General features: G+C 68.7%; 16 protein-coding genes. 8 read left to right on the top strand and 8 right to left on the bottom strand.

Features of this window, described 5'->3' with window-relative positions:
* Positions 1-132: 132 nt before the first annotated feature.
* On the top strand, positions 133-1,023 hold the full coding sequence (locus AB0O34_RS10635) for an alpha/beta hydrolase (RefSeq protein WP_363914968.1): 891 nt from the start codon (positions 133-135) through the stop codon (positions 1,021-1,023).
* Here the strand turns inward: AB0O34_RS10635 and fxsT are convergent, their stop codons facing one another.
* The 4 genes from fxsT to AB0O34_RS10615 form a co-directional block, all read right to left on the bottom strand.
* On the bottom strand, positions 1,024-4,926 hold the full coding sequence (gene fxsT / locus AB0O34_RS10630) for an FxSxx-COOH system tetratricopeptide repeat protein (RefSeq protein WP_363914900.1): 3,903 nt from the start codon (positions 4,924-4,926) through the stop codon (positions 1,024-1,026). It lies immediately after the preceding gene.
* A complete protein-coding gene (locus tag AB0O34_RS10625) occupies positions 4,923-6,200 on the bottom strand; it encodes a TIR-like protein FxsC (protein ID WP_363914898.1) in 1,278 nt (425 codons plus the stop codon). The genes fxsT and AB0O34_RS10625 overlap by 4 nt, the downstream gene beginning before the upstream one ends.
* Before the next feature lie 217 nt (positions 6,201-6,417).
* The gene (locus tag AB0O34_RS10620; RefSeq protein ID WP_363914896.1) at positions 6,418-8,757 is read right to left on the bottom strand and encodes an FxsB family cyclophane-forming radical SAM/SPASM peptide maturase; all 2,340 of its coding nucleotides are present in this window, start codon (positions 8,755-8,757) and stop codon (positions 6,418-6,420) included.
* A gap of 42 nt (positions 8,758-8,799) precedes the next feature.
* On the bottom strand, positions 8,800-8,976 hold the full coding sequence (locus tag AB0O34_RS10615; protein WP_363914894.1) for a hypothetical protein: 177 nt from the start codon (positions 8,974-8,976) through the stop codon (positions 8,800-8,802).
* Between the two features lie 750 nt (positions 8,977-9,726).
* On the opposite strand from AB0O34_RS10615, the gene AB0O34_RS10610 reads away from it, so the two are divergent.
* The 3 genes from AB0O34_RS10610 (at position 9,727) to AB0O34_RS10600 (ending at position 11,666) form a co-directional block, all read left to right on the top strand.
* Entirely contained in the window at positions 9,727-10,608 is an 882-nt protein-coding gene (locus AB0O34_RS10610) for a DUF4231 domain-containing protein (RefSeq protein WP_363914892.1), read from the top strand.
* A gap of 85 nt (positions 10,609-10,693) precedes the next feature.
* On the top strand, positions 10,694-11,188 hold the full coding sequence (locus AB0O34_RS10605) for a hypothetical protein (RefSeq protein ID WP_363914890.1): 495 nt from the start codon (positions 10,694-10,696) through the stop codon (positions 11,186-11,188).
* Between the two features lie 118 nt (positions 11,189-11,306).
* The gene (locus tag AB0O34_RS10600) at positions 11,307-11,666 is read left to right on the top strand and encodes a VOC family protein (RefSeq protein ID WP_363914888.1); all 360 of its coding nucleotides are present in this window, start codon (positions 11,307-11,309) and stop codon (positions 11,664-11,666) included.
* On the opposite strand, the gene AB0O34_RS10595 is transcribed toward AB0O34_RS10600, so the two are convergent.
* Positions 11,633-13,708 (bottom strand): copper-translocating P-type ATPase, encoded by a 2,076-nt coding sequence (locus AB0O34_RS10595; RefSeq protein WP_363914886.1) that lies wholly within the window; start codon positions 13,706-13,708, stop codon positions 11,633-11,635. The two genes, AB0O34_RS10600 and AB0O34_RS10595, sit on opposite strands and share 34 nt — an antisense overlap.
* Positions 13,709-14,030: 322 nt before the next feature.
* On the opposite strand from AB0O34_RS10595, the gene AB0O34_RS10590 reads away from it, so the two are divergent.
* The gene (locus tag AB0O34_RS10590; protein WP_363914884.1) at positions 14,031-14,915 is read left to right on the top strand and encodes a DMT family transporter; all 885 of its coding nucleotides are present in this window, start codon (positions 14,031-14,033) and stop codon (positions 14,913-14,915) included.
* Here the strand turns inward: AB0O34_RS10590 and AB0O34_RS10585 are convergent.
* A complete protein-coding gene (locus tag AB0O34_RS10585) occupies positions 14,890-16,026 on the bottom strand; it encodes an FAD-dependent monooxygenase (protein WP_363914882.1) in 1,137 nt (378 codons plus the stop codon). The genes AB0O34_RS10590 and AB0O34_RS10585 overlap by 26 nt on opposite strands.
* 42 nt (positions 16,027-16,068) lie before the next feature.
* Here AB0O34_RS10585 and AB0O34_RS10580 point away from each other — a divergent pair, with 42 nt between their 5' ends.
* Positions 16,069-16,383 carry a hypothetical protein gene (locus tag AB0O34_RS10580; protein WP_363914880.1) on the top strand — a complete coding sequence of 105 codons (315 nt, stop codon included), beginning with the start codon at positions 16,069-16,071 and terminating at the stop codon, positions 16,381-16,383.
* 49 nt (positions 16,384-16,432) lie between these two features.
* On the opposite strand, the gene AB0O34_RS10575 is transcribed toward AB0O34_RS10580, so the two are convergent.
* Together AB0O34_RS10575 and AB0O34_RS10570 are read right to left on the bottom strand one after the other, a co-directional pair.
* Positions 16,433-17,302 carry a putative protein N(5)-glutamine methyltransferase gene (locus AB0O34_RS10575; RefSeq protein WP_363914878.1) on the bottom strand — a complete coding sequence of 290 codons (870 nt, stop codon included), beginning with the start codon at positions 17,300-17,302 and terminating at the stop codon, positions 16,433-16,435.
* 283 nt (positions 17,303-17,585) lie between these two features.
* Positions 17,586-18,197, bottom strand: a complete 612-nt coding sequence (locus AB0O34_RS10570) for a GNAT family protein (RefSeq protein ID WP_363914876.1) — start codon at positions 18,195-18,197, stop codon at positions 17,586-17,588.
* Positions 18,198-18,323: 126 nt separating this feature from the next.
* Here AB0O34_RS10570 and AB0O34_RS10565 point away from each other — a divergent pair, with 126 nt between their 5' ends.
* Both AB0O34_RS10565 and AB0O34_RS10560 read left to right on the top strand, forming a co-directional pair.
* Positions 18,324-19,301: a phosphotransferase family protein gene (locus tag AB0O34_RS10565; protein ID WP_363914874.1), complete on the top strand. Its 978-nt coding sequence runs from the start codon at positions 18,324-18,326 to the stop codon at positions 19,299-19,301.
* On the top strand, positions 19,301-20,512 hold the full coding sequence (locus tag AB0O34_RS10560) for an acyl-CoA dehydrogenase family protein (RefSeq protein WP_363914872.1): 1,212 nt from the start codon (positions 19,301-19,303) through the stop codon (positions 20,510-20,512). The genes AB0O34_RS10565 and AB0O34_RS10560 overlap by 1 nt, the downstream gene beginning before the upstream one ends.
* Positions 20,513-20,535: the final 23 nt, after the last annotated feature.

Here is a 20,535-nt window from a genome sequence, read left to right as displayed (position 1 = left end):
GGCCGCACATCTTGCCGTCCGCCCGGAATCGCTGTAGGTGAAAGATATGAATTTCCTCTTTTCCGGGGGCCGGAACAAGAGGATGTTTGATGGGGGGCACCTCGGCCACGGGAGGCGGGCTTGACAGAGGTCGTGTACACGGCTGATCGGAAACGACGACTGGCATTCGAGGAAAGGGGTCACCCACGGGGCCGTCCCGTGTTCCTCCTGCACGGCACACCGGGAAGCAGGGTGGGCCCATGCCCCCGCGGATCGGTCCTGTACCGCCTCGGTGTGCGGCTGATCACCTTCGACCGGCCGGGATACGGCGAATCCGACGGCCTGATCGGACGTTCCGTCGCCGACATCGCGCTGGACGTCGCCGCCATCGCGGACGAGCTGGAGATCGACCGGTTCTCCGTGGTGGGACGGTCAGGAGGCGGCCCGCACGCGCTCGCCTGCGCCGCTCTGCTCCCGGGACGTGTCGTCAGGGCGGCGGTACTGGTCGGCCTGGCACCGCACGAGGCGGAAGGCCTCGACTGGTTCGGTGGCATGACCCAGTCGAACATCACGGAGTACACCAAGGCCCTCGCCGGCCGTCAGAGCTTCGCCGACTGGCTGGCCCCGGCCGCGCAGCAGATCAGGACCGACCCGGCGAGCCTGATCGCCAGGCTGTACACAGAGCTGCCGGAGGCCGACCGCCGCATGGTCGCCAACCCCGGGGTCCGGGACATGTTGCTGCAGAACTACGCCGAGGCGCTGCGCCTGTCGGAGGACGGCTGGATCGACGACGCGATCGCCTTCTGCTCCCCATGGGGCTTCGATCTGGCGGCCATCACCGCGCCCACCCTGCTCTGGCACGGCGAGCAGGACAAGTTCTCACCCATCGACCACTCGCGCTGGCTGGCCGAGCGCATCCCGACGGCCGTCATGAGGGTCGAGCGGGACGCGGCACACTTCGGGGCGCTTACCGTGCTGCCTGACGTGCTGCCCTGGCTGGTCACCGGCCTGCCGTGGACGACCAGGGACCAGCGGGCCGCGTGATCACCATGGTTGTGGCTCAAGGTCGCGGTCGATCCTGCGCCACGCCGCCAGGTCCGCGATGTGGGGATGGTTCTCACCCAGGGCATGGTGCATCCCCCTGATCACCTGCTCGCGGAGCCCGCGAGCCTCCGCGGTCTTCCCCAGAGCGTTCAGGGTCATGGCGAAATTGGCCTGGCAGACGAGCGTGTCGGGGTGATCTGAACCGAGGATCTTCTTCAGGAGCACTTCTGTCTCCCGGTCGAGCGCCTCGGCGGCCTCCAGATCTCCCAGCTCGGCCAGGCAGTTCGCCACGTTGATCGCGCAGGTGAGCTTCAGGGGATGAGACGTGCCCACCCTCTCGGACAGGGTGAGCAACGTCCTCTCGGCCAGATCCTTGGCCTCCCCCACATGGGTGAGCTCGCGAAGGTAGGTGGCGATGTTGTTCGCCGCGGCCAGCGTGTACGGGTGGCTCTCGCCGAGACTCTCCGAGAAGTGGAGCATGACGTCGGTCGCCAGTTCGTGGGCATGAGCGGTCTGCCCGACCGTGGCCAGGCAGGTGGCGAACTCCAAGCGGCACGAGAGGGTCTCTGGAGCGGTGTGGCCGTAGCGGCGGATGTAGCGGTCGTGCGTGTCCGTCGCCAGTTCGAGGGCCTCGGTCTCGGCGCCGGTCCTGCGGAGGGAGGTGGCGAGGCTCGTGGCGGTGCGAAGCGTGTCGATCAGGTCGTCTCCGAGGACCTGACGGTAGTGCTCCAGGTTCGTGCGCAGTATCTCGACCGACTGGCTGAGCTGCCCGAGCTCCCTCAGATCGTGTGCGAGGTTGGCCGTCGTGTACAGGGTGTAGGGATGCATCTCACCGATGACCCGGCGGCGGCGTTCCACCGTCTCCATGTCCAGCTCCCTGGCCCGCGAGAAACGCCCCGCGAGACGCAGGCTGACGCCGAGGTTGTGCGCGGCGACCAGCGTGCGCGGATGGTCCTCGCCGAACAGCTCCTTGACCCGCTCGTACGTCTCGCCGTCGACCCGTAGCGCTTCCTGGAACTCACCGAGAGCCCTCAGGTCGGCCGCCAGACCGCCCGCGGTCATGAGCGTGTACGGATGGAACTCGCCCAGCTCGCGGACCTGGTGGGTCAGCACCTGGGTGTCCACGTCGTGCGCCTCCGTGTACCTTCCCATGGAGCGCAACGTGTTGGCCACGTGGAAGCGCAGGTGGACGGTCTGCCGGTCGTCCTTGCCCAGCTTGACGTTCCAGGTCTTCTCCAGGCTGTTCCCGAGGTCCAGGCTCGCCTCGAAGTCGCCGCGCTTCCACAGATAGCGCACCCGGTCGATGAGGAGCTTGCGTGTCGCCTCCTCGTCGCACTCGGCGGCGTTCGACGGCACCAGATGGGGCCAGATCTCCTCGTACCGGGGCCAGTTCTCCGGGTCGTCGGTGTCACCGATACTGGGGCGGGCCGCCACCAGGATGCGGTGCACGTCATGAACGGTCGACTCCTTCTCGGCGGCGTTCATCCGGTCCTGGACCACCGCCTGGATCAGCCGGTGCACCTGTATCGACTTGTCGGCCTGATCCACCCGGGCCAGGGCATACCTGCCCAGTTCCCGGATGGCCGGGCCGATCATCAGCTTCTCGCGCATCGCCTCGTCATAGGGCACCAGGCAGGTCGACATCGCGTCGAGGTAGAGCATGTCCATGGAGACCGGTTCGGGTCCGAAGAAGGCCAGCAGCTCCAGCAGCCTCGCCGACGCGGGAGAACGCTTCTTGAGCCGTTCGAACGACAGGTTCCAGGTCGCCGCCACCGGTGTGGGATAGTCCGTCGGCTGCTCGCCGAGGGACAGCACCTGGGTCAGCTGCTCGCCGAGCAGCCCGACATACTGCTCGGGTGGCATCGCCGTCTCTCCGAGCCAGGCGCTCGCCTGCTCGATCGCGAGGGGCAGGTCGCCGAGCGCCGAGGCGACATTGTCGGCATCCGGGGAAGTGAGCCCGGAGACCCGGCGGAGCAGGTGCTCGACGCTCTCCGGGCGATCGAACACGCCGACCTCGAGCGGATTGGCGATGCGCGACCACGCGGGGTTGCGCGAAGTGATGAGGATGTGTCCGGTACCACTGGGAAGGTAGGTCTCGAGCTCGTTGGGGTTGTCCGCGTTGTCGAAGATCAGCAGCCACCGGGAATACGGTCTGCCGATGCGCAGCGCCTCTCCCGCCGCCTTGGCGGTCTCGGCCACGGTTTCGGCTATTCGCACGCCGAGCTTTTCCGCCAGCTCCGCCATCTTCCTGTTGATGGGTTCCACGTGTTCCGCCGCGATCCACCAGATCACGTCGTAGTCCGCCATGAACCGGTGGGCGTATTCCAGGGCCACCTGGGTTTTGCCGACACCGCCCATGCCGTGAAGCGCCTGGGGGCCGCTGATGATCTGGTCCCGGAGCTTCTCGAGAACACTGTTCCGCCCGGTGAAACCGGCGTTGCGGTTGGGGACGTTCCAGATGGGGGGCCGGATGCCGGGGAAGCGCGGGCCGGTGGTGCTCGGACCGGTGGGGAAATCGGCGAGCTGTTCCAGCCGGTTCATCTCCCGCAACAACGCCTCGATGGCCTGAGCCTCGTTCAGGCGTGTCAGGTCGATCGCCGGGGTGTCGCTCAGCAGCTGCGCCGGCCGTACGTCGGCGACCCGGACCGGTAACGGGGGAACGCGGCCGGTCTCGGCCTCCTCCGTGCTCCACATGTCCTGACCCCGCGCCGAGCGCATATAGGCGGCGGAGAGCACCGCGACGGTCCGGCTGTAGGGCGGGACCTTCTGCGAGCCCTCACCTTGTGCCGCGGTCAAGGAGTTCTCGTTGCGCTGCATCACCCGGAAGCCGGCCCGCTGGAGGATGAAGGCTATCCAGTCGGCCCACATGCGATCCTCGGGAACGTAGCTGAGGAGGACATCCGCCGTGACCGCCGCCGGCCTGCGGACGAACTTGTCGCGGAAGAGAAGGCGACGCTCCTTCTCCATCGTCGGCATGGACGTGATCTCGCCTTCAGTGATCATCCCGACGAGTCGTTCGAAGGCCGCGAGAAGCGAGGTCGGGGACCCGGGAGCGTCACCGAACGCGGCGAGGGTCTCCTCGTACGCGTAGAAGCACTTGTAGGGAATCTCCACCGCACCCCAGTAATCGCGTGCGCGCTCCGCGTTCATGCTGGGGGGGAACCCGTCGAAGCGCCGTCGCGCGAGATCGCGTCCCGCGTCGAGCTTCTGCTTCTCGCCGTCGTCGATGCGCATGGGCACCGGCAGGATCCTGATGTTCTGGCCGCTGTAGCGGTTGTTGATGTGGTGGGCGACGGCTGCCGCCCCTTCGATGCTCTGGTCGCTCAGCGTGAAGCACATGACGACGGTGCGGGGAAAGTGCACCGTGCAGATGTCGGCGATGTCGCTCAGACCGGTGCGACTGTCGATCAGGATGTAGTCATAGTGCCGTTTCATGTCGGCCTTGAGAGCGTCGAAGAACTGGCCGCCGCCGAGTCGTGTGTAGAAGTTGTCCCAATCGAAGGCGGAGACCAGGGAGGCGTAGGCGCGGTCCTGGCGGCCGGCGGAGATGAAGTCGAGCGTGCCGCTCTCCGGAAAGAAGTCCCAGTTCAGCGAGACCGCGTGCCGCTGGACCTTCGCGTAGTCCAGGTGCCAGTCACCCGGCCGCGGGTCGGGGCTCAGTGTCGCGAGGGAGTACTCGTTGATCATATCGATGACGCCCGCGGTGCCCCCCACCGTGTTGTCGTCAAGGAAGGGATGAAAGAACTTGTGCAGGCCAGGAGACTCCAGGTCCCAGTCCAGGACCAGTACTTTCTTCCCGTTGCTCGCCAGAATCCACGCCGTGTTGGCGAGGGCCATCGTGCGCCCGGTACCCCCTTTGTAGGAGTAGAACGTGATGATGTGGCCTTCGGGAGCGTCACTCATGGTGGAGCCTCCGCGTCGTTGCCGCCGGACAGGGGACCTTGCAGCCTCGGTCGCTCGATGGACGCATGCCCCTTCGGGGGGTGCGCCGGAGCATGCCGGAGATATTGGTTCATCGCCGACCGGGCCATCTCGGGAACCGCTTTGCAGAACTGGTCGAATGTGGCCATGCCATCGGTGAGGGATCTCTGCATGGGGCGTCCCTCGGTGAGTTTGTGCGGAAGGGTCGCTTCCAGCTGACCTCGCAGGCGAGGCTCCGCCTCCGCGGTCTGTGCGTCTTCCCTGTTCCACGGCACCATCACGGTGATCCATGGCTTGCCGGCCTCGTCGAAGCGGCGCAGCGGCTCGGCGAGCCTGGTGTAGGTGGTGGCCCAGGCGTCCAGCAGGAGTAGTCCCGCGCTCGTCGGGGGCTTGTCGCTGAGAACGTGGTCGTAGTGGTCGTCCAGAGATCCGATCTCGGGCCGGAAGCCGAGGTTTCGCACCAGGTCCGCCGTGTGGGAGGCCAGCGGCCTGTTCAGCGTGGGCCGGTAGGGATTCCACTCGTGCGCGCTGTGCCCATAGTGATAGGGGCCGCGGCCTTGCGGCAGGGTGTCGATATCGGGAGCCACGATGGTGACTTTCAGGCGGTGACCGTTGGGCCGCCGTGCGTCGTGAGGTCCGAAGGCGCTCTCCAGGGACTTGTAGTCCGCCGGACCCACCGAGGGCAGGTTTACCGCCTGCCCGACTTCCACGATGCGTCTCGCCAGGGTATAGACGGCGGTTTCATACGCATTGCGGAACTGGCGCAGCTTCATGATCCCGTAAAAGCCGTGCTCGACATACTGAGGTCCGAGGCCGGGCTGGCTGTAGTGAATATCCTGCGCCACTTCCGGAAGCGCGTCGGTGGGGACCGGCACCCAAATGGCCGGGACGATGACCTCGGCGTTTTCCCCGCCGCGCGCCCGCTCGTGCAGTATGCGCTGCGAGAACGCGGTCCATTCCTTGCCGCACTGGTCGCTGTCGAAGTAGCGCCTTGAGTAGAGCGGGACGAAGACCCTGCAGGTGGCGAGGCTCTCGGCGAGCCGTTCTGGCCAGTAACTACCCGAGTGCATCTCCCGGTCCATGAACCCGGGCTTGGCGCCGTGGCCGAGGCCGCTCATGACCATGACATGCCGGCAGAGATCGGTGAAGAGCTTCTCTACCCATTGATCAGGATCGTAGGGGTCGTTTGGATCATGCTTGGGAGTGTGCGCGTAGCTGAGAAAGAAGTACGGGCCGCCCTGTGTATCATCTGACACTCGCAGATGTCACCTCCAGCCCAAATCCTGCGAGATTCATTACTGTAGATTCGCACAGTAGGCCGGGAAATGACGCCAGGCAATCAGAACGAGAAAATCATCGCCGATTAATGTTCGGTACGAAAACGGGTAATCGGGCGGTCGTGAGGGGTGACGCGTCCCTGAGAGGCCTGGTCACGGCGGATCCCTCGACCGGGGAGAAGCCCGGCCGGGAGGCTTATGAGCGGTCGGTGGCGCCCGTGCGCTGCTCGGACCACGCCCTTTTGTGAGCGGCGGCGGCCTGGCCGGCCTCGTTCTCGGCCGCGGCGTCGACCGGCTCGTCAAGCCATGGAGAGACCGTCTGGCGCATGATGTCGACGAACCGTCGTCCAGAGTCGGTAAGGACTCCGGATGCGGCCAGGGTGTCGACCGCCTCGGCCGTCTGCGCGCGCCAGCGGGCGAACTGGACGGCCGCGCGATGGGCGGCGGCGCCCTCGTCGATCAGGCGCCTGACCCGCCAGAAATCGGTGACCGCCAGGTGGGCGTAGGTGCCCTGGAGCAGCCCTTCGAATGGGCGCGGGTCCTTACGCCAGGGAGCGTAGTAGAGCTTGGTGTCCTTCGGATCGTACAGACCATGAATATCCAGAATGGCGCCCAGTTTGACGTGCTGGAATTCGTGGATCAGCAGCAATGCCAGGGAGGCCGCGTCCGAGGGGAGCGCGGCGGCGACGGCGCCGAACGCGTTGCGTGCGGTCGAGCTGACCTCAGAACCGTCGGCGGAGGGCTCGAGAGGCATGATCACACCGAGCCCGGCGGCGAGGCCGGGCGCGTACCTCGGATGGTCACGAACGATGAGCTCGCCCGCCTCCGCGAACATCGTCGCCCAGCGGTCGAACTCCTCGTCGCTCAGCCGTGCGGCGGCGGGCCACTGATGGCAGTCACGGTAGAGGTCGACGTCGTCGAGCGACACGGTCCAGTCGCCCGCCACGAGGCGGCGCACCGGGAACCACTCGGGGGTGCGGCGGGGATCCGCCAGATCGACGAGCAGGCCGCGTCCCTCGGCGTGGACGGTGAAGCGACCCTCCGAGGTCTCCACCGTCGCCTCGGCGGCCTCGCCGACCTCCAGACGGCCCAGAGACGGCAGGTGGAGCGCCCCACCGCGAATCGGCACCCGGAGTGACGCCTGGACACCGGCGCGGATGGCGGCGACCGCCGCGATCGCCGCCAGGTGGCCGTCGTCGGTGCCGCCCGTAAGACACCGGACCGCCCAGACGCGCACGTACGGATGCGCGAGCACGGCGTGGAGCACGGGACGCGCTTCGCCGTCGATCAACGTAAGGAGGCGCCAGGCCTCGACGGACGTCGAGGCGCCGCCGACGCTGGCGACAAGGGTGCGGCGCAGGCTCTGCTGACCCTCGTCGAGACGCCTGACGGCCTCGGCCCCGCCGTAGCCCGCGGCGAGCGCCGCCAGGTCCGCCTCAGGAAGGGTGTGCGTGGCGCTGTCCACGGCGGTCACCGCGCCCTGGATGTGGGTGATCAGACGCAGCAGGTCGGCGCAGTAGACGCTGGGGTTGAGGAAACCGGATCCGGTCTTGAAGCGATGGGCGTAGAGGCCGCCACCGCACGAGGACACCACAGGGCATGACCGGCACTCGTCGCTGAGACCGGTCAGCCCCGTCTGGCGGCCGGTGATGCCGGGATGACGGGCCACGACGTCCAGGGAGTGGTGCTCGACGGTGAATCCGGTGGCAGGGGCGCCGTCATAAGCGGTTTTGAGGGAGTCGGCCTGTTCGTAGGACCCGTCGGTCTCGATCACGACGAGATCGCTGGGCTCCAGCCCGAGCGACTCGGTCAGGCTGCTCCTGGTGCCGAGGGTGCGCAGCGCCGAGTCGAAGATGCGCACGCTCATCGGCCTGCCGTCGGCCAGCCACCGGTCGAAGATCTGTGCGAGCCACTCGCCGTGCTCGCCTGGCCTGCCGGATGGCGGATCGTCCCAGGTGGCATGGGGCAGGAGGAAGTCGACCCGAGGGGGCTCCAGGTCGGCCAGCGCGCCATAGACGGCGATGGGGTCGTTCGCGACATCGACCGTGCACAGCAGCCCGGAGTACAGCCGGCGGTAGCGCCCTCTCAAGAGGTCGACCGCGCGGATCACCTTGTCGTAACTGCTTCGCCCGTTCGCGTACAGACGATGCCGGTCGTTGGCGACGCGGTCGCCGTCGAGGGATATGCCGACCTTGATCTCGTGCTCGGCGAACAGGTCGCAGAAATCCTCGTCAAGAAGGACGCCATTGGTGTGGATCTTGAGGTCGAGATGGCATATGCCGTCGAGCGCCTGTCTCAGCGCGTCGGCGACGCGGCCGAGCCGTTCGCGGCCCGCCAGCAACGGCTCACCGCCGTGCAGCACCACGTCGACGCCCGACAGCTCATGATCTCTCGCGTGGCCGGCGATCCTGGCCGCCGACCACGCGATCGTCTCGTCTGACATGACCGTGGGACGGCCCCGCCAACTCTGATCGGCATGCTCGTACACATAACAGTGGTCACAAGCCAGATCGCACCGGCTTGCCACCTTTAGCACGAATTGCCGAAACGGGAGGCCCGGGTCGTTCACGGAAGACGCTTAGATCGATGAGTTGAAGGCGGCGACGCTGACTCCGGCATTCGACATCGGAGGTTGATTGAGGCCGATCAATCCGGCGTCGGCCAGGGAGCGGACCCTCGCCAGCGGCAGGTCTCTCACATCCGTAAGAGGTTTCACGGCTCCGGGCTTTGAGTCCTCGGCGATGTCGTTCTTCATGGTCTCACCTATTTAGTCCGGAGTATTGATTAGCTTCAGGATACTAACAAGCTGTGATTGCCGCGTCACGGAACGTAAAAAATCACTGACAGGCTCGCCCACGACATAGGAAACAACGATACGCCGTTGGCGTCGCGGTTGGCGCGGCCGATCGCCACGGAATCCGGGTGAATTGTAGCCGAGCTGGGGGTAGGTATGGGGGTTGATCAACCTAAAATATTGTATTCTTTTCGGCATCCTAAATCCCGTCTGGTGCCAATCGTGCGTTCGGGCATCTTATGTGCTCTATGTCCGGGTATGGGGTGATGGAGCCGGGACGGATGCGCCGCAGGTGGCGGTGATCTGGCGCTTTCCCGCTTCCTTGTGAAGGGCTCTCCGCGTCCGCTTCCGATAAAGATCAAGTCTTGCGATCATTGCCCGATAAATCCGTAGAGTAGGTAAGTAAGAGTGTATGTACTCTATGTCCGGAATGTTCAGAGATGAGTCCCGGGCAGACGTACGGTGAGTGGCGTGGACGCCCGGCCTGTCCGGCTGCGAGCGGAGGCCGCCGCAGACATTCATACCGTGTATTTCGGGCTTGTGGCATTCTCGTGTCCCGTGTCCAGAGGGGAAGGGGGTGCGAGAGATGTGGCTTGAGTTTGACTTTTTAATCGGCGATCAATGCTGGATGCCGAGGTCGCATATGGTGACCTTGGATCACTTGCCATGAAGACCCTTGACACGGTTTCGATTACCGGTTCCAGTTGACGCATGGAGGGCATTCCGGAGGCTGGATTTCCGGCGCTCTATCGTGCTGCCGATCAGGGGGCCATCGTCGGGCAGCGCAGGTTGCTCACCGCTACCTGTGTGCGGCTCTCGTCACTGGTGATCGCGGCGGTCTTCGGCTCGTTCAGCCTGGACGCCGGGCGCGTGGACGCGGCCGCGATCGTCGCCGCCGGGGCGCTGGCCTCGGCGCTGGTCACCGAGGTGTACCTGCTCACCGTCCGTCCTGATCGCCAGTGGTACGAGGCCAGGGCGGCGGCCGAGTCGGCGAAGACCCTGGCGTGGCGTTACCTGGTCGGCGGCGAGCCGTTCGGCTGCGACGCGAGGGACGACCAGAGCGTGGATCTGCTGCTGCTCCGGAGGTTCTCCGAGATCACAGGGGCCATCCACTCCTTCGCCCCGATCCCCACGCTCGAAGAGGAGTGCCAGGTCACCGCCACGATGCGGAGCATACGGGCGCTGTCGCTCGACGAGCGCAAGCAGCGCTACATGCACGGCCGGATCAACGAGCAGCGCGTCTGGTACATCGTCAAGGCGCGCTACCACGAGCGCCGGGCCGCCCAGTGGTCGGTCGCCTTCGCGGCGATGGAGGCCGTGGGCCTGATAGCCGCCGTGCTGAACGCCACCCAGCTGGTGAACCTTGACCTGCCCGGCATCGTCGGCGCCCTCGGCGCGGCGGGCATCGCCTGGCTGCAGACGCGGCAGCACCAGCAACTCGCGACCTCGTACTCCATAGCGGCGCTTGAGCTGGGGGATATCGTGTCGCGTGCGGAATGGCCTCGCACGGAGCCCGAGTGGGCCCATTTCGTCGACGAGTCGGAGGAGGCCATCTCGCGTGAAACCATGTTGTGGCGAGGTTCGCGCAGCTGACGAGGCTCCTCCTCGCGGGCGTTCGTCCTCTGAGGGGGCACTTCTGGGCGGCCGGCCGGCCTCGCGTGAGGCGCCGCATCCGTCCGTGCGCGAGAGGGTCCGGCCCTTCCGCGTCGCCATCTCGGGTCATCGCGGGCTGCCGTCGCGTACGGCCGCGCTGGTCGAGGCCGCCATCAGGCGGACGCTGGCCGAGCACGCCCCCGAGGTGAGGGGGGTCTCCTGCCTGGCGGACGGAGCCGACCAGATCTTCGCGCGGGCGGTGGTCGACCTGGGCGGCACGCTGGAGGCGGTGGTCTGCTCCGAGAGCTACCGCGAGGAGCTTCCCGCCGACACCCACGCCGAGTACGACCAGCTCATGGGCCTCGCCGAGAAGGTCCACCGGCTCCGGTACGCCGAGTCGACCTGCGAGTCGCACATGCAGGGCAGCCTGCTCATGCTCGACCTGGCCGAGGAGCTGTACGCCGTGTGGGACGGGAAGCCGGCCCGGGGCTACGGAGGCACGGCCGACGTCGTGGCCGAGGCGCGGAGGCGCGGCATCAGGGTTCACGTCATCTGGCCCGAGGGCGCCCGCCGCGAGTGAGCCCGCCGCGAGTGAGCCGAACGCGGAGGACGCGCCGCGAGTGCGCGGTGCGGGACCGGCGAGAGTTCTGTGCGCGTACCTGACAGGGGATGACAGGTACGCACTCCAGGATGGACTCATGACCACAAAAGCAAAGCTTATAGCGGTGACCATCGACTGTGCCGAGCCCAAGAAGCTCGCCGAGTTCTATTCGCGGATCACCGGGTTCGAGGTCCAGTACGCCGAGGAGGAGTACGCCGGCATCGGCGACGGGACGACGAGCATCTACTTCGGCAGGGTCCCCGAGCGCAAGCCGGCGGTGTGGCCGGGGCCCGACAAGCAGTTCCACCTCGACTTCCGGGTGCCGGACGTGGACAAGGCCGTGCTGGAGTACATCGAGCTCGGCGCGACGAAGCCCGACTTCCAGCCCGGGGACACCTGGACCGTGCTCGCCGACCCCGAGGGTCACCTCTTCTGCGTGTGCCCCGAACGGTCCTGACCCGAGGACGGCTCGACGCTCAGGTCGACGCGGCGCAGGAGCTGGGCGTTGAGGGCCACGACGATCGTGGACAGGCTCATGAGGATCGCGCCCACCGCGGGGGAGAGCGTGATCCCCACCGGGGCGAGCACCCCGGCCGCCAGGGGGATCGCCACGAGGTTGTAGCCGGTGGCCCAGGCGAGGTTCTGCAGCATCTTGCGGTATGTCGCCTGGGACAGCCGGATGACGCTCACTACCGAGCGCGGGTCGTCGCTGACGAGGACGACGCCCGCCGACTCGATGGCCACGTCCGTGCCGGCGCCGATCGCGATGCCGACGTCGGCCCGCGCTAGCGCGGGAGCGTCGTTCACCCCGTCGCCGACCATGGCGACGCTCAGGCCGCGCTCCTGGAGCTCGGCCACCTTGGCGTCCTTCTCCTCGGGCAGGACCTCGGCGAAGTACTCGTCCACGCCGAGCTCCTCCGCCACCGCCCGCGCGACCTGCTCCGCGTCACCGGTGATCATGACGACACGCCGGCCGAGCCGGTGCAGCTCCTGTACGGCCTCGCGGGACTCGGGCCGGATGGCGTCCTCAAGGGCGATGGCGCCGGCGACCCGGCCGTCCACCACGACGTGGAGCACGGCGGCGCCGCGCTTCTTCCACTCGTCGGTGTCCAGCTCGGGCAGTCCCAGTTCGCGAAGCAGCGCGGGTCCGCCCACGGCCACGGTGTGCCCCTCGACGGTCGCCTGGACGCCGCGGCCCGTCATGGAACGGAAGCCGGTGGCCTTGGGAAGCTCTCCCCGGGCGCGGGCGGCGGCCACGATCGCGCGGGCGAGCGGGTGCTCGCTGTCGCTCTCGACCGCGCCGGCCATCCTGAGAAGCGTGTCCTCGTCGCCGTCGGCGGCGAGCAGCCCGGTGACCTCGGGCTCTCCCTTGGTGAGCGTGCCCGTCTTGTCGAACAGGACGGCCCGCACGGTCCGCATCCGTTCGAGGGCGATCCGGTCCTTGATCAGGATGCCGTTCCTGGCGCTGATCGCCGTGGAGATCGCGATGACGAGCGGGATGGCGAGCCCGAGGGCGTGGGGGCAGGCGATCACCAGCACCGTGACCGTGCGTTCCACCGCCTCGCGCGGGTCGCCGAGGGCGAGCCAGACGGCGAAGGTGAGCGCGCCCGCGGCCGTCGCGATGTAGAAGAGCAGGGCGGCGGCACGGTCGGCGAGCGCCTGGGCCTTCGAGCGGGACGACTGGGCCTGCTCGACGAGGCGGCGGATGCCCGCCAGCGCCGTGTCCTCGCCCACGGCGTCGACCTTCACCCGGACCGCGGAGTCGAGGGCGACCGTTCCGGCGACGACCCGGTCGCCGGCCTTCTTCGGCACCGGACGGGACTCGCCGGTCAGCATCGACTCGTCGAACTCCGCCTCGCCCTCGACGACCACGCCGTCGGCCGGTACGCGCGAGCCCGGACGGACCAGCACGACGTCACCGGGGCGCAGCTCGCCGGTGGGCACGGTCTCCGTGCCGCCGTCGGTCACCCGCTCGGCCTCGTCGGGGAGCAGGGCGGCGAGCGCGTCCAGGGCGCTGGACGCCTGGCCGAGCGCACGCATCTCCAGCCAGTGGCCGAGCAGCATGATGTCGATCAGCAGGGCCAGCTCCCACCAGAAGTCGAGCTGGAAGAACCCCAGCGCGGTGGCGGCGCTGGCTCCGAAGGCCACGGTGATCGCGAGGGAGATCAGCAGCATCATCCCCGGCGCCCGGCTCCTGATCTCCTCGGCGCCGCCCTTCAGGAAGGGCCATCCGCCGTAGAAGAAGACGATCGTGCCGAGCGCGGGCGCCACCCAGCCGGAACCGGGGAAGTGCGGCGGCGTGAACCCCAGCCACTTCTGCACCATGTGGCTGTAGACGATGACCGGCACGGAGAGGACCACGCTGATCCATAGACGGTCCCTGAACCGCGCGGCATGGTCGCCGTGCCCGTTCCCGTGATGTACGGCCGGACCGGCGTGGCCGCCGTGCCCCGGATGGTCCGCGTGGTCGACGGCGGGGCCGGTGTGATCGTGTTCCATGGCTGCTCCTTTGACCGATACCCCCTGGGGGTGTCTCTGGAAACGCCTCCGATTGGTTTGTCATTCCCCGGGAAGTGGAAGATGCCATGCCTCTCACAGCTAAGGGGCCCTACCGTGTACGCGCCGGCCAGTACCTCGAAGCAAGCCCCCATGTTCTATTTGTCCGCGTATGGTGCTATCAGCGCGTCAGCCCCGGGACTATACGAAGTGGTGGGATTGACGAACTGGCCACTCAGGTTTGTCCCTAAGCTGACGGGGTGCTCCCACTGATGACCTCACCTCTGCCCCCCGCTGCCCTGACGCATACGCCGGGCGGCCGGTCATGATCTGGATGGGCGTGTCGATCGCCCTCGTCGGTGCGTTCGGCTATGCCGGTGGCGCGGCCCTCCAGCAGTACGAGGCGATCCGCGGGGGCGCGACGCTCAATCTGGTCAAACGACCGAGATGGTGGATCGGTGGCGTCATCGGGTTCATCGGCGCCTCCCTGCACGCGGTCGCGCTGAGCTTCGCCCCGCTGGTGCTGATCCAGCCGGTCAGCGTGGCCACGCTGGTCTTCGCCGTGCCGCTGGCGGCGCTCCTGCACGGCAGGCGTCCCCACAAGGCCGAGGTGCTCGGCTCGATGGCGGTGGCGGCCGGGCTGCTCGGGCTGATGCTGCTGATACCGCGGAGCAACACGCGGCCGGAGCTGTCGACCCCGGCGGCGCTGGGATTCCTGGCCTGCGTGGGCGTGGTGGTCCTGGTCTGCCAGCTCGCGGCTCGGCGCGCCCGCGGCTCGGGGAAGGCGTTGGTGCTGTCCGTCGGCGCGGGCTCGGTGACCGCGTCGGTGTCGACGTTCGTACGGGTCGTCGGGGGAGGGCTCGGCGGCGACCTGTCGCGGCTGGTCCACTGGTTCACGCTCGCCATCCCCGTGCTGCTGGTCTGCGCCATCGTTCTGCTGCAGAAGTCCTACGCCGTCGGCTACTTCGGGATCGCGTACGCGGGCGTGCAGGTGGTGGACCCCATCACCTCGGTGCTCGCGGGAACGATCCTGCTCGGCGAGCCGCTGCCGAGCGGCGTGGGGAGCGTGATCCCGGCGGTGATCTCGGCCGCGGTGCTGATCGCGGGCACGATCACGCTGGGGCGCCTCGCCCCGGAAAGCCCGCACCCGGTCTCGACCCCTCACCCGGAGATCCCCGTGCCGGTCACGACACGGGTGGCCGCCAGGTGAACACGTCGTCGAACTGACGCAGGGTGATGTCGTCGCCGAGACGCCCGGCGAGCGCCATGAGGGTCTCCCTGGCGCGTACGGCCGGCGGATTCGACCACCGGGTCAGCCGGCAGATGGTCCCCGACCTGCGCATGATCTTCGTCGTGCGGGCCAGCCGCGCCGCGGTGTAGGCGCCGAGGTCCGCACGGCCCGCAGGGCTGACGTGCGCGAGGACCACCGCGTCCTCGATCGCCTGGCAGGCGCCCTGGCCCAGGTTGGGGGTCATCGCGTGGGCGGCGTCGCCGAGCAGGGCAACCCGGCCCGCGTGGAAGGCGGGCAGGGGAGAGGCCAGCGAGAAGATGTCGTGCCTGAGGATCTCGTCCTCCTCCGAGGCGGCGATCAGCCGGGGGATCGGGTCGTGCCAGTCTCCGAACAGGCGCATCAGCTCGGCCCTGCCGCCGCCGCTCTGGTCCCCACGGCCGGTCGGCGCGGTGGCGTAGCAGTACACCAGGCCGTCGACGAGGGGCATGATCCCGAAGACCTGGCCGGGCCCCCACGTTTCGCTGCTCCGGATGTCCCCTTCGGGCCGCGCGACGACGGCCCTCCAGCTCGTCACGCCTGAGTGCGCCGGCCCCGGATGGGCGGGGAAGAGCGACCGGCGTACGGCCGAGTTGATGCCGTCGGCCGCGACGACCAGATCGGCTCGCAGCTCGCCCTCGCTGGTGGACACCCTGCCGGTGTGCGGATCGACCGCGTCGACGGTCGTGCCGAGGCGCAGCGTTCCCGGGGGGAGCCGCCGCGCGAGCACGTCCACCAGGGTCGCGCGGAGCAGCAGGACGGTGGGGTCGCCGAACCGCGCCAGCGCGGCCTCGGCGCTCGTGCGGAACAGCCACCGGCCGCCCGCCGTGCGCAGCCCCGCCTCGCCCTGCATCGCCGAGTACTCGCGCACGTCGTCGCCCACGCCGATCGTGTCGAGGGCCTTGAGCGCGTTGGGGGCGATGGCGATGCCGGAGCCGACCGGCGAAAGGGACGTGGCGCGCTCGCACACCGTCACCGACCAGCCTTTGAGCGACAGGGCGGCCGCGGCGGTCAGCCCGCCGATCCCCCCGCCGATCACTACCGCACGCGACATGATCCACTCCCTTCACTACACCTGTAGTTAGGCGCCGAGCTGATGGCCCGGCTGCTGCACGGCCAGCTCACGGAGGGCCGCCGCACCACGATCGCCCGCTACGAGCTGGCCCTGGAAGCCACCCGCCGTCCCGAGCTTCGGAAGGTCTACGACGAGGCGGGCCGCCGCTTCCGGGAGGTGGCGATCGCGATGCTGGCCGCCGCGGGCTCCGCCGAGCCGGTGCGGCACGGCAGGTGGCTCGTCGCCTTCGGAGAAGGGGTCCTGTTCGAGGCGGTGGCCGGCGCCGGCGCCGTCCCTGCCCTGGAAGAGCTCCGGGACGGCATGCGCGAGCTCCTCCGAGGAATGCTCAGCGCCTAGCGACGATCCGCAAGAATCACCCCAAATCACGCTGAACGGCGCGGCGGGTTCAGCGGGGGCTGGTTCCGATGACGACGGTCGCGTCCAGCTCGTCCGAACCGGTGATGCGGGCGGTCAGGCCGCCGCGGGCGATCGTCTCGGCGGTCTCGGGCGCCTGGCGCTCGCTCGTCTCGACCAGCAGGTGGCCGCCGGGCGCCAGCCACAGGGGCGCGGCGGCGATCAGCCGCCGCACGACGTCGAGCCCGTCCGCACCGCCGTCGAGCGCGACCCTGGGCTCGTGGATGCGGGCCTCCTGGGGCAACAGCCCTATCGCCTCGGTCGGCACGTACGGCGCGCTGGCGAGCAGGACGTCCACACGGCCGCGCAGCGCGGCGGGAAGCGGTTCGTACAGGTCACCCTCGTACACCCGGCCACCGGCGGCGGCGAGGTTGCGGCGGGCGCACCGCACCGCGGCGGGGTCGATGTCGACGGCGTGCAGCTCGATCGGGTCCAGGGCCGCGACCAGCGCGGCGCCCAGCGCGCCTGAGCCGCAGCACAGGTCGACGACGACGGCCCGTGGCGGGGTGAGCGTGTGGTCCGCGGGGGTGACGGCCGGACGGGCGGGGACAGCGGGCTGCCCGGCTGAGCCGACGGCCTGACGGGCGAGGGTCGCGGCCTGGCGGATGAGGAACTCGGTGCGGCGGCGGGGGACGAAGACTCCGGGGTCGACGGCTATCCGCAGGCCGCAGAACTCCGCCCAGCCGAGGACGTGTTCGAGGGGGAGGCCACCCACCCGCCGCTCGACCATGGCGGCGAGGTCGGCCGGCGTGCGTGCCGTGGAGACGAGCAGCCGCGCCTCGTCCTCGGCGAAGACACAGCCGGCGGCGCGAAGCGTGGTGACGATGAGGGATTCGGGCAGAGGTGACGGTGAGACCGACATAGGAGCCTTTCGGGGTGCCGATGGGCGCTCCCCGGGTCCACCTATGCCTGATGGACCGCGCGGTCGCGAGATGGGAGCACCCGACCTGGTACAGCGGTAATGGGGCTCACCTCCTCGGTAGGTCTCCTGCTGGAGACGGCGATACCACGTGACCCGGGCCGCGGCCCGATCATCGTTGGCTAATTCGGATGATATACCGAAGACGTCCCTCCACCACCAGGGATGGGCACGCCCACGGGGACGTCTACCGGTTCGCGGCTCCATGGCCGCCACCACCAGGACGTCAGCGGTCGAGCATCCGCTCCAACCGCTCCTTTCGCGGGGGCCACTCGTCGTCGAGGATCCCGAAGTAGACGGTGTCGCGCCACGTGCCGTCCGGGCGTTGCCGGTGCCTGCGCAGCGTGCCCTCGTACACGCCCCCGATGCGCCTGATCGCCTCCTGCGAGCGGGTGTTGAGGCAGTCGGTCTTGAGCATCACGCGGTTGTAGCCCAGCTTGTCGAACGCGTGGCCGAGCAGGAGCAGCTTGCACTCGGTGTTCACGGCGGTCCGCCACACGGCCCTGCCGTACCAGGTCCAGCCGATCTCCACGCTCTGGTCGAACCCGGTCGCGTCGTGGAAGGTGGTCCACCCGACGGCCCGTCCCGTCTCCCGCAGGATGACGGCGAGCGGCACCAGTATCGGGTTGCCCAGCACCGAGACGGTGACCTCCCGCAGCCAGTCCTCGGTCCGAGGGGTGGCCACCGGCATCCACCGCCACACCTCGTCGTCGTTCCCCCCGGCCGCGAACAGGCCGGGGACATGATGGAGGCCGAGCGGCTCCAGCCGTACGGTGCGGCCTTCGAGGACAACGGGATCCGGCATCTTCGCGGTCATGCCGAACAGTCTCGTGGTCACGGTGGCCCGGATGTCAGGGCCACTCGGCGCCCGTTCACGGTGACCACTCGTCGGAGCCGCCGCCGTGGTCGACACGCATACCGTCCGGTCGGTACGCTCCAGGTACTGGGACGACTGGGGAGCGCGATGCCCGCACACACCGAGACCAGCCCGCCGGGCCTTGACCTCGACCGCCTGAGAGACCGCCTCGCGGGGCACGACCTCGCCGAGGGCCCGCTGGCGGCCGAGGTGATCCACGGAGGCAAGTCGAACCTGACCTATCTCGTACGCGACGGCGGGCACCGGTTCGTCGTGCGAAGGCCGCCGCTCGGGCACGTGCTGGCCACGGCGCACGACATGGGCCGGGAGTACCGCGTCATGACGGCGCTGCGGGACACCGGCGTGCCCGTGCCCCGCACCTTCCACCTCTGCGAGGACCCGGAGGTCATCGGGGCGCCCTTCTACGTCATGGAGTACGTCGAGGGGGGCCAGCCTCCGGCGACGCCCGCCATCGAGGCCGACCTGGTCGACGTCCTCGCGAAGCTCCACGACGTCGACCCGGCCGCCGTCGGGCTCGCCGACTTCGGGCGGCCGGAAGGTTTCCTGGAACGCCAGGTCAGGCGCTGGAAGCGGCAGCTCGACGCCTCGCGCAGCCGGGACCTGCCGGACATCGACCACCTGTTCGCCCGACTGGCGGGAGCCGTGCCGAAGACGCGGCGCCACGCCATCGTGCACGGCGACTTCAAGCTGGGGAACACGCTGATCGCCGGCGGCCAGGTGCGGGCCGTGCTCGACTGGGAGATGTCCACGCTCGGCGACCCCCTCACCGACCTCGCGCTCTTCCTGCTCTACGGCGACTTCGCCGCCCTGGACATCGCCGAGCCGCAGGACGCGGGCGAGCACATGCCGAGCGCCGAACTGGCGCGGCGGTACGCGGCCGGCACCGGCCTCGACATCTCCCGCCTCGGCTGGTACGTCGCCCTGGCCTGCTTCAAGCTCGCGGTGATCTCCGAGGGCATCCACTTCCGCTACACCCAGGGCCTGACCGTCGGAGACGGCTTCGACGAGATCGGCGAGCACGTCGCGCCGCTCGTGGCCCATGGCCTGCAGGCACTGGAGGACTGATGGACTTCGCGTTCGACACCACGACCGAGGAGCTGCGCGAGCGGCTGACCGAGTTCATGGACGAGTGTGTGTACCCGGCGGAGGAGGCCTTCGAGCAGCAGGCGGCCGAGAGCGGCTGGAGCTCCCCGCCGATGATGGAGGACCTCAAGGACGAGGCGCGCAGGCGGGGCCTGTGGAACCTCTTCCTGCCTGGTGAGCACGGCGCCGGGCTGACGAACCTGCAGTACGCCCCGCTGGCCGAGATCATGGGCCGCAGCCCGCGCATCGCGCCCACGGCCACGAACTGCGCCGCCCCCGACACCGGGAACATGGAGGTCCTCTCCATGTTCGGCGACGAGTGGCAGCGGAAGGCCTGGCTGGAGCCGTTGCTGAACGGCGAGATCCGGTCGGCGTTCGCGATGACCGAGCCGGACGCCGCCTCCTCCGACGCGACCAACATCGCCACGTCGATCGTGCGCGACGGTGGCGAGTACGTCATCAACGGGCGCAAGTGGTTCGCCTCCGGCGCGATGAACCCGCGCTGCGCGATCTTCATCGTGATGGGCAAGACCTCGCAGGAGGGCTCCTCCCACCGGCAGCAGAGCATGGTGCTCGTGCCGCGCGACACCCCCGGGCTGACCGTCAAGCGTGGCATGCACGTCTTCGGATACAGCGACGCCGACCACGGCGGCCACGCCGAGCTGCTCTTCGAGGACGTCCGCGTGCCGGTGGAGAACCTGATCGGCGAGGAGGGCGGCGGGTTCGGCATCGCCCAGGCCCGTCTCGGTCCCGGCCGCATCCACCACTGCATGCGGCTGATCGGCATGGCCGAGCGGGCCATCGAGCTGATGTGCACGCGCGCCCTGGCCCGTACGACGTTCGGCAAGCCGGTGGCCCAGCAGGGCGTGGTGCAGGACTGGATCGCGGAGTCGCGGGTCAAGGTCGAGCAGCTGAGGCTGCTGGTGCTGAAGACCGCCTGGCTGATGGACACCGTCGGCAACCGGGGAGCGCACGCCGAGATCCAGGCCATCAAGATCTCCACGCCCGTCACCGTGGAGTGGATCCTCGACAAGGCCATCCAGGTCCACGGGGCCGGGGGCGTCAGCCAGGACTTCCCGCTGGCGGGCCTGTGGGCGGGAGCCCGTTCGCTGCGGCTCGCCGACGGGCCCGACGAGGTGCACAAGCGGTCGCTCGCGTACCGCGAGCTCAAGAAGCACATGCCCACGACCTGACCGGCGTGCCACCGACCACCTTG

Source organism: Sphaerisporangium sp. NPDC088356, from assembly GCF_040685555.1.
Lineage (GTDB): Bacteria > Actinomycetota > Actinomycetes > Streptosporangiales > Streptosporangiaceae > Sphaerisporangium.
Note: the sequence above shows the minus strand (reverse complement) of the source record. Positions and strands in the feature narration are given on the sequence as shown.

Coding starts and splice junctions, on each gene's coding strand:
- fxsT (WP_363914900.1), bottom strand. CDS start 4,926: ATGAGTGACGCTCCCGAAGGCCACATCATCACGTTCTACTCCTACAAA.
- AB0O34_RS10615 (WP_363914894.1), bottom strand. CDS start 8,976: ATGAAGAACGACATCGCCGAGGACTCAAAGCCCGGAGCCGTGAAACCT.
- AB0O34_RS10610 (WP_363914892.1), top strand. CDS start 9,727: ATGGAGGGCATTCCGGAGGCTGGATTTCCGGCGCTCTATCGTGCTGCC.
- AB0O34_RS10600 (WP_363914888.1), top strand. CDS start 11,307: ATGACCACAAAAGCAAAGCTTATAGCGGTGACCATCGACTGTGCCGAG.
- AB0O34_RS10595 (WP_363914886.1), bottom strand. CDS start 13,708: ATGGAACACGATCACACCGGCCCCGCCGTCGACCACGCGGACCATCCG.
- AB0O34_RS10590 (WP_363914884.1), top strand. CDS start 14,031: ATGATCTGGATGGGCGTGTCGATCGCCCTCGTCGGTGCGTTCGGCTAT.
- AB0O34_RS10585 (WP_363914882.1), bottom strand. CDS start 16,026: ATGTCGCGTGCGGTAGTGATCGGCGGGGGGATCGGCGGGCTGACCGCC.
- AB0O34_RS10580 (WP_363914880.1), top strand. CDS start 16,069: ATGGCCCGGCTGCTGCACGGCCAGCTCACGGAGGGCCGCCGCACCACG.
- AB0O34_RS10575 (WP_363914878.1), bottom strand. CDS start 17,302: ATGTCGGTCTCACCGTCACCTCTGCCCGAATCCCTCATCGTCACCACG.
- AB0O34_RS10565 (WP_363914874.1), top strand. CDS start 18,324: ATGCCCGCACACACCGAGACCAGCCCGCCGGGCCTTGACCTCGACCGC.
- AB0O34_RS10560 (WP_363914872.1), top strand. CDS start 19,301: ATGGACTTCGCGTTCGACACCACGACCGAGGAGCTGCGCGAGCGGCTG.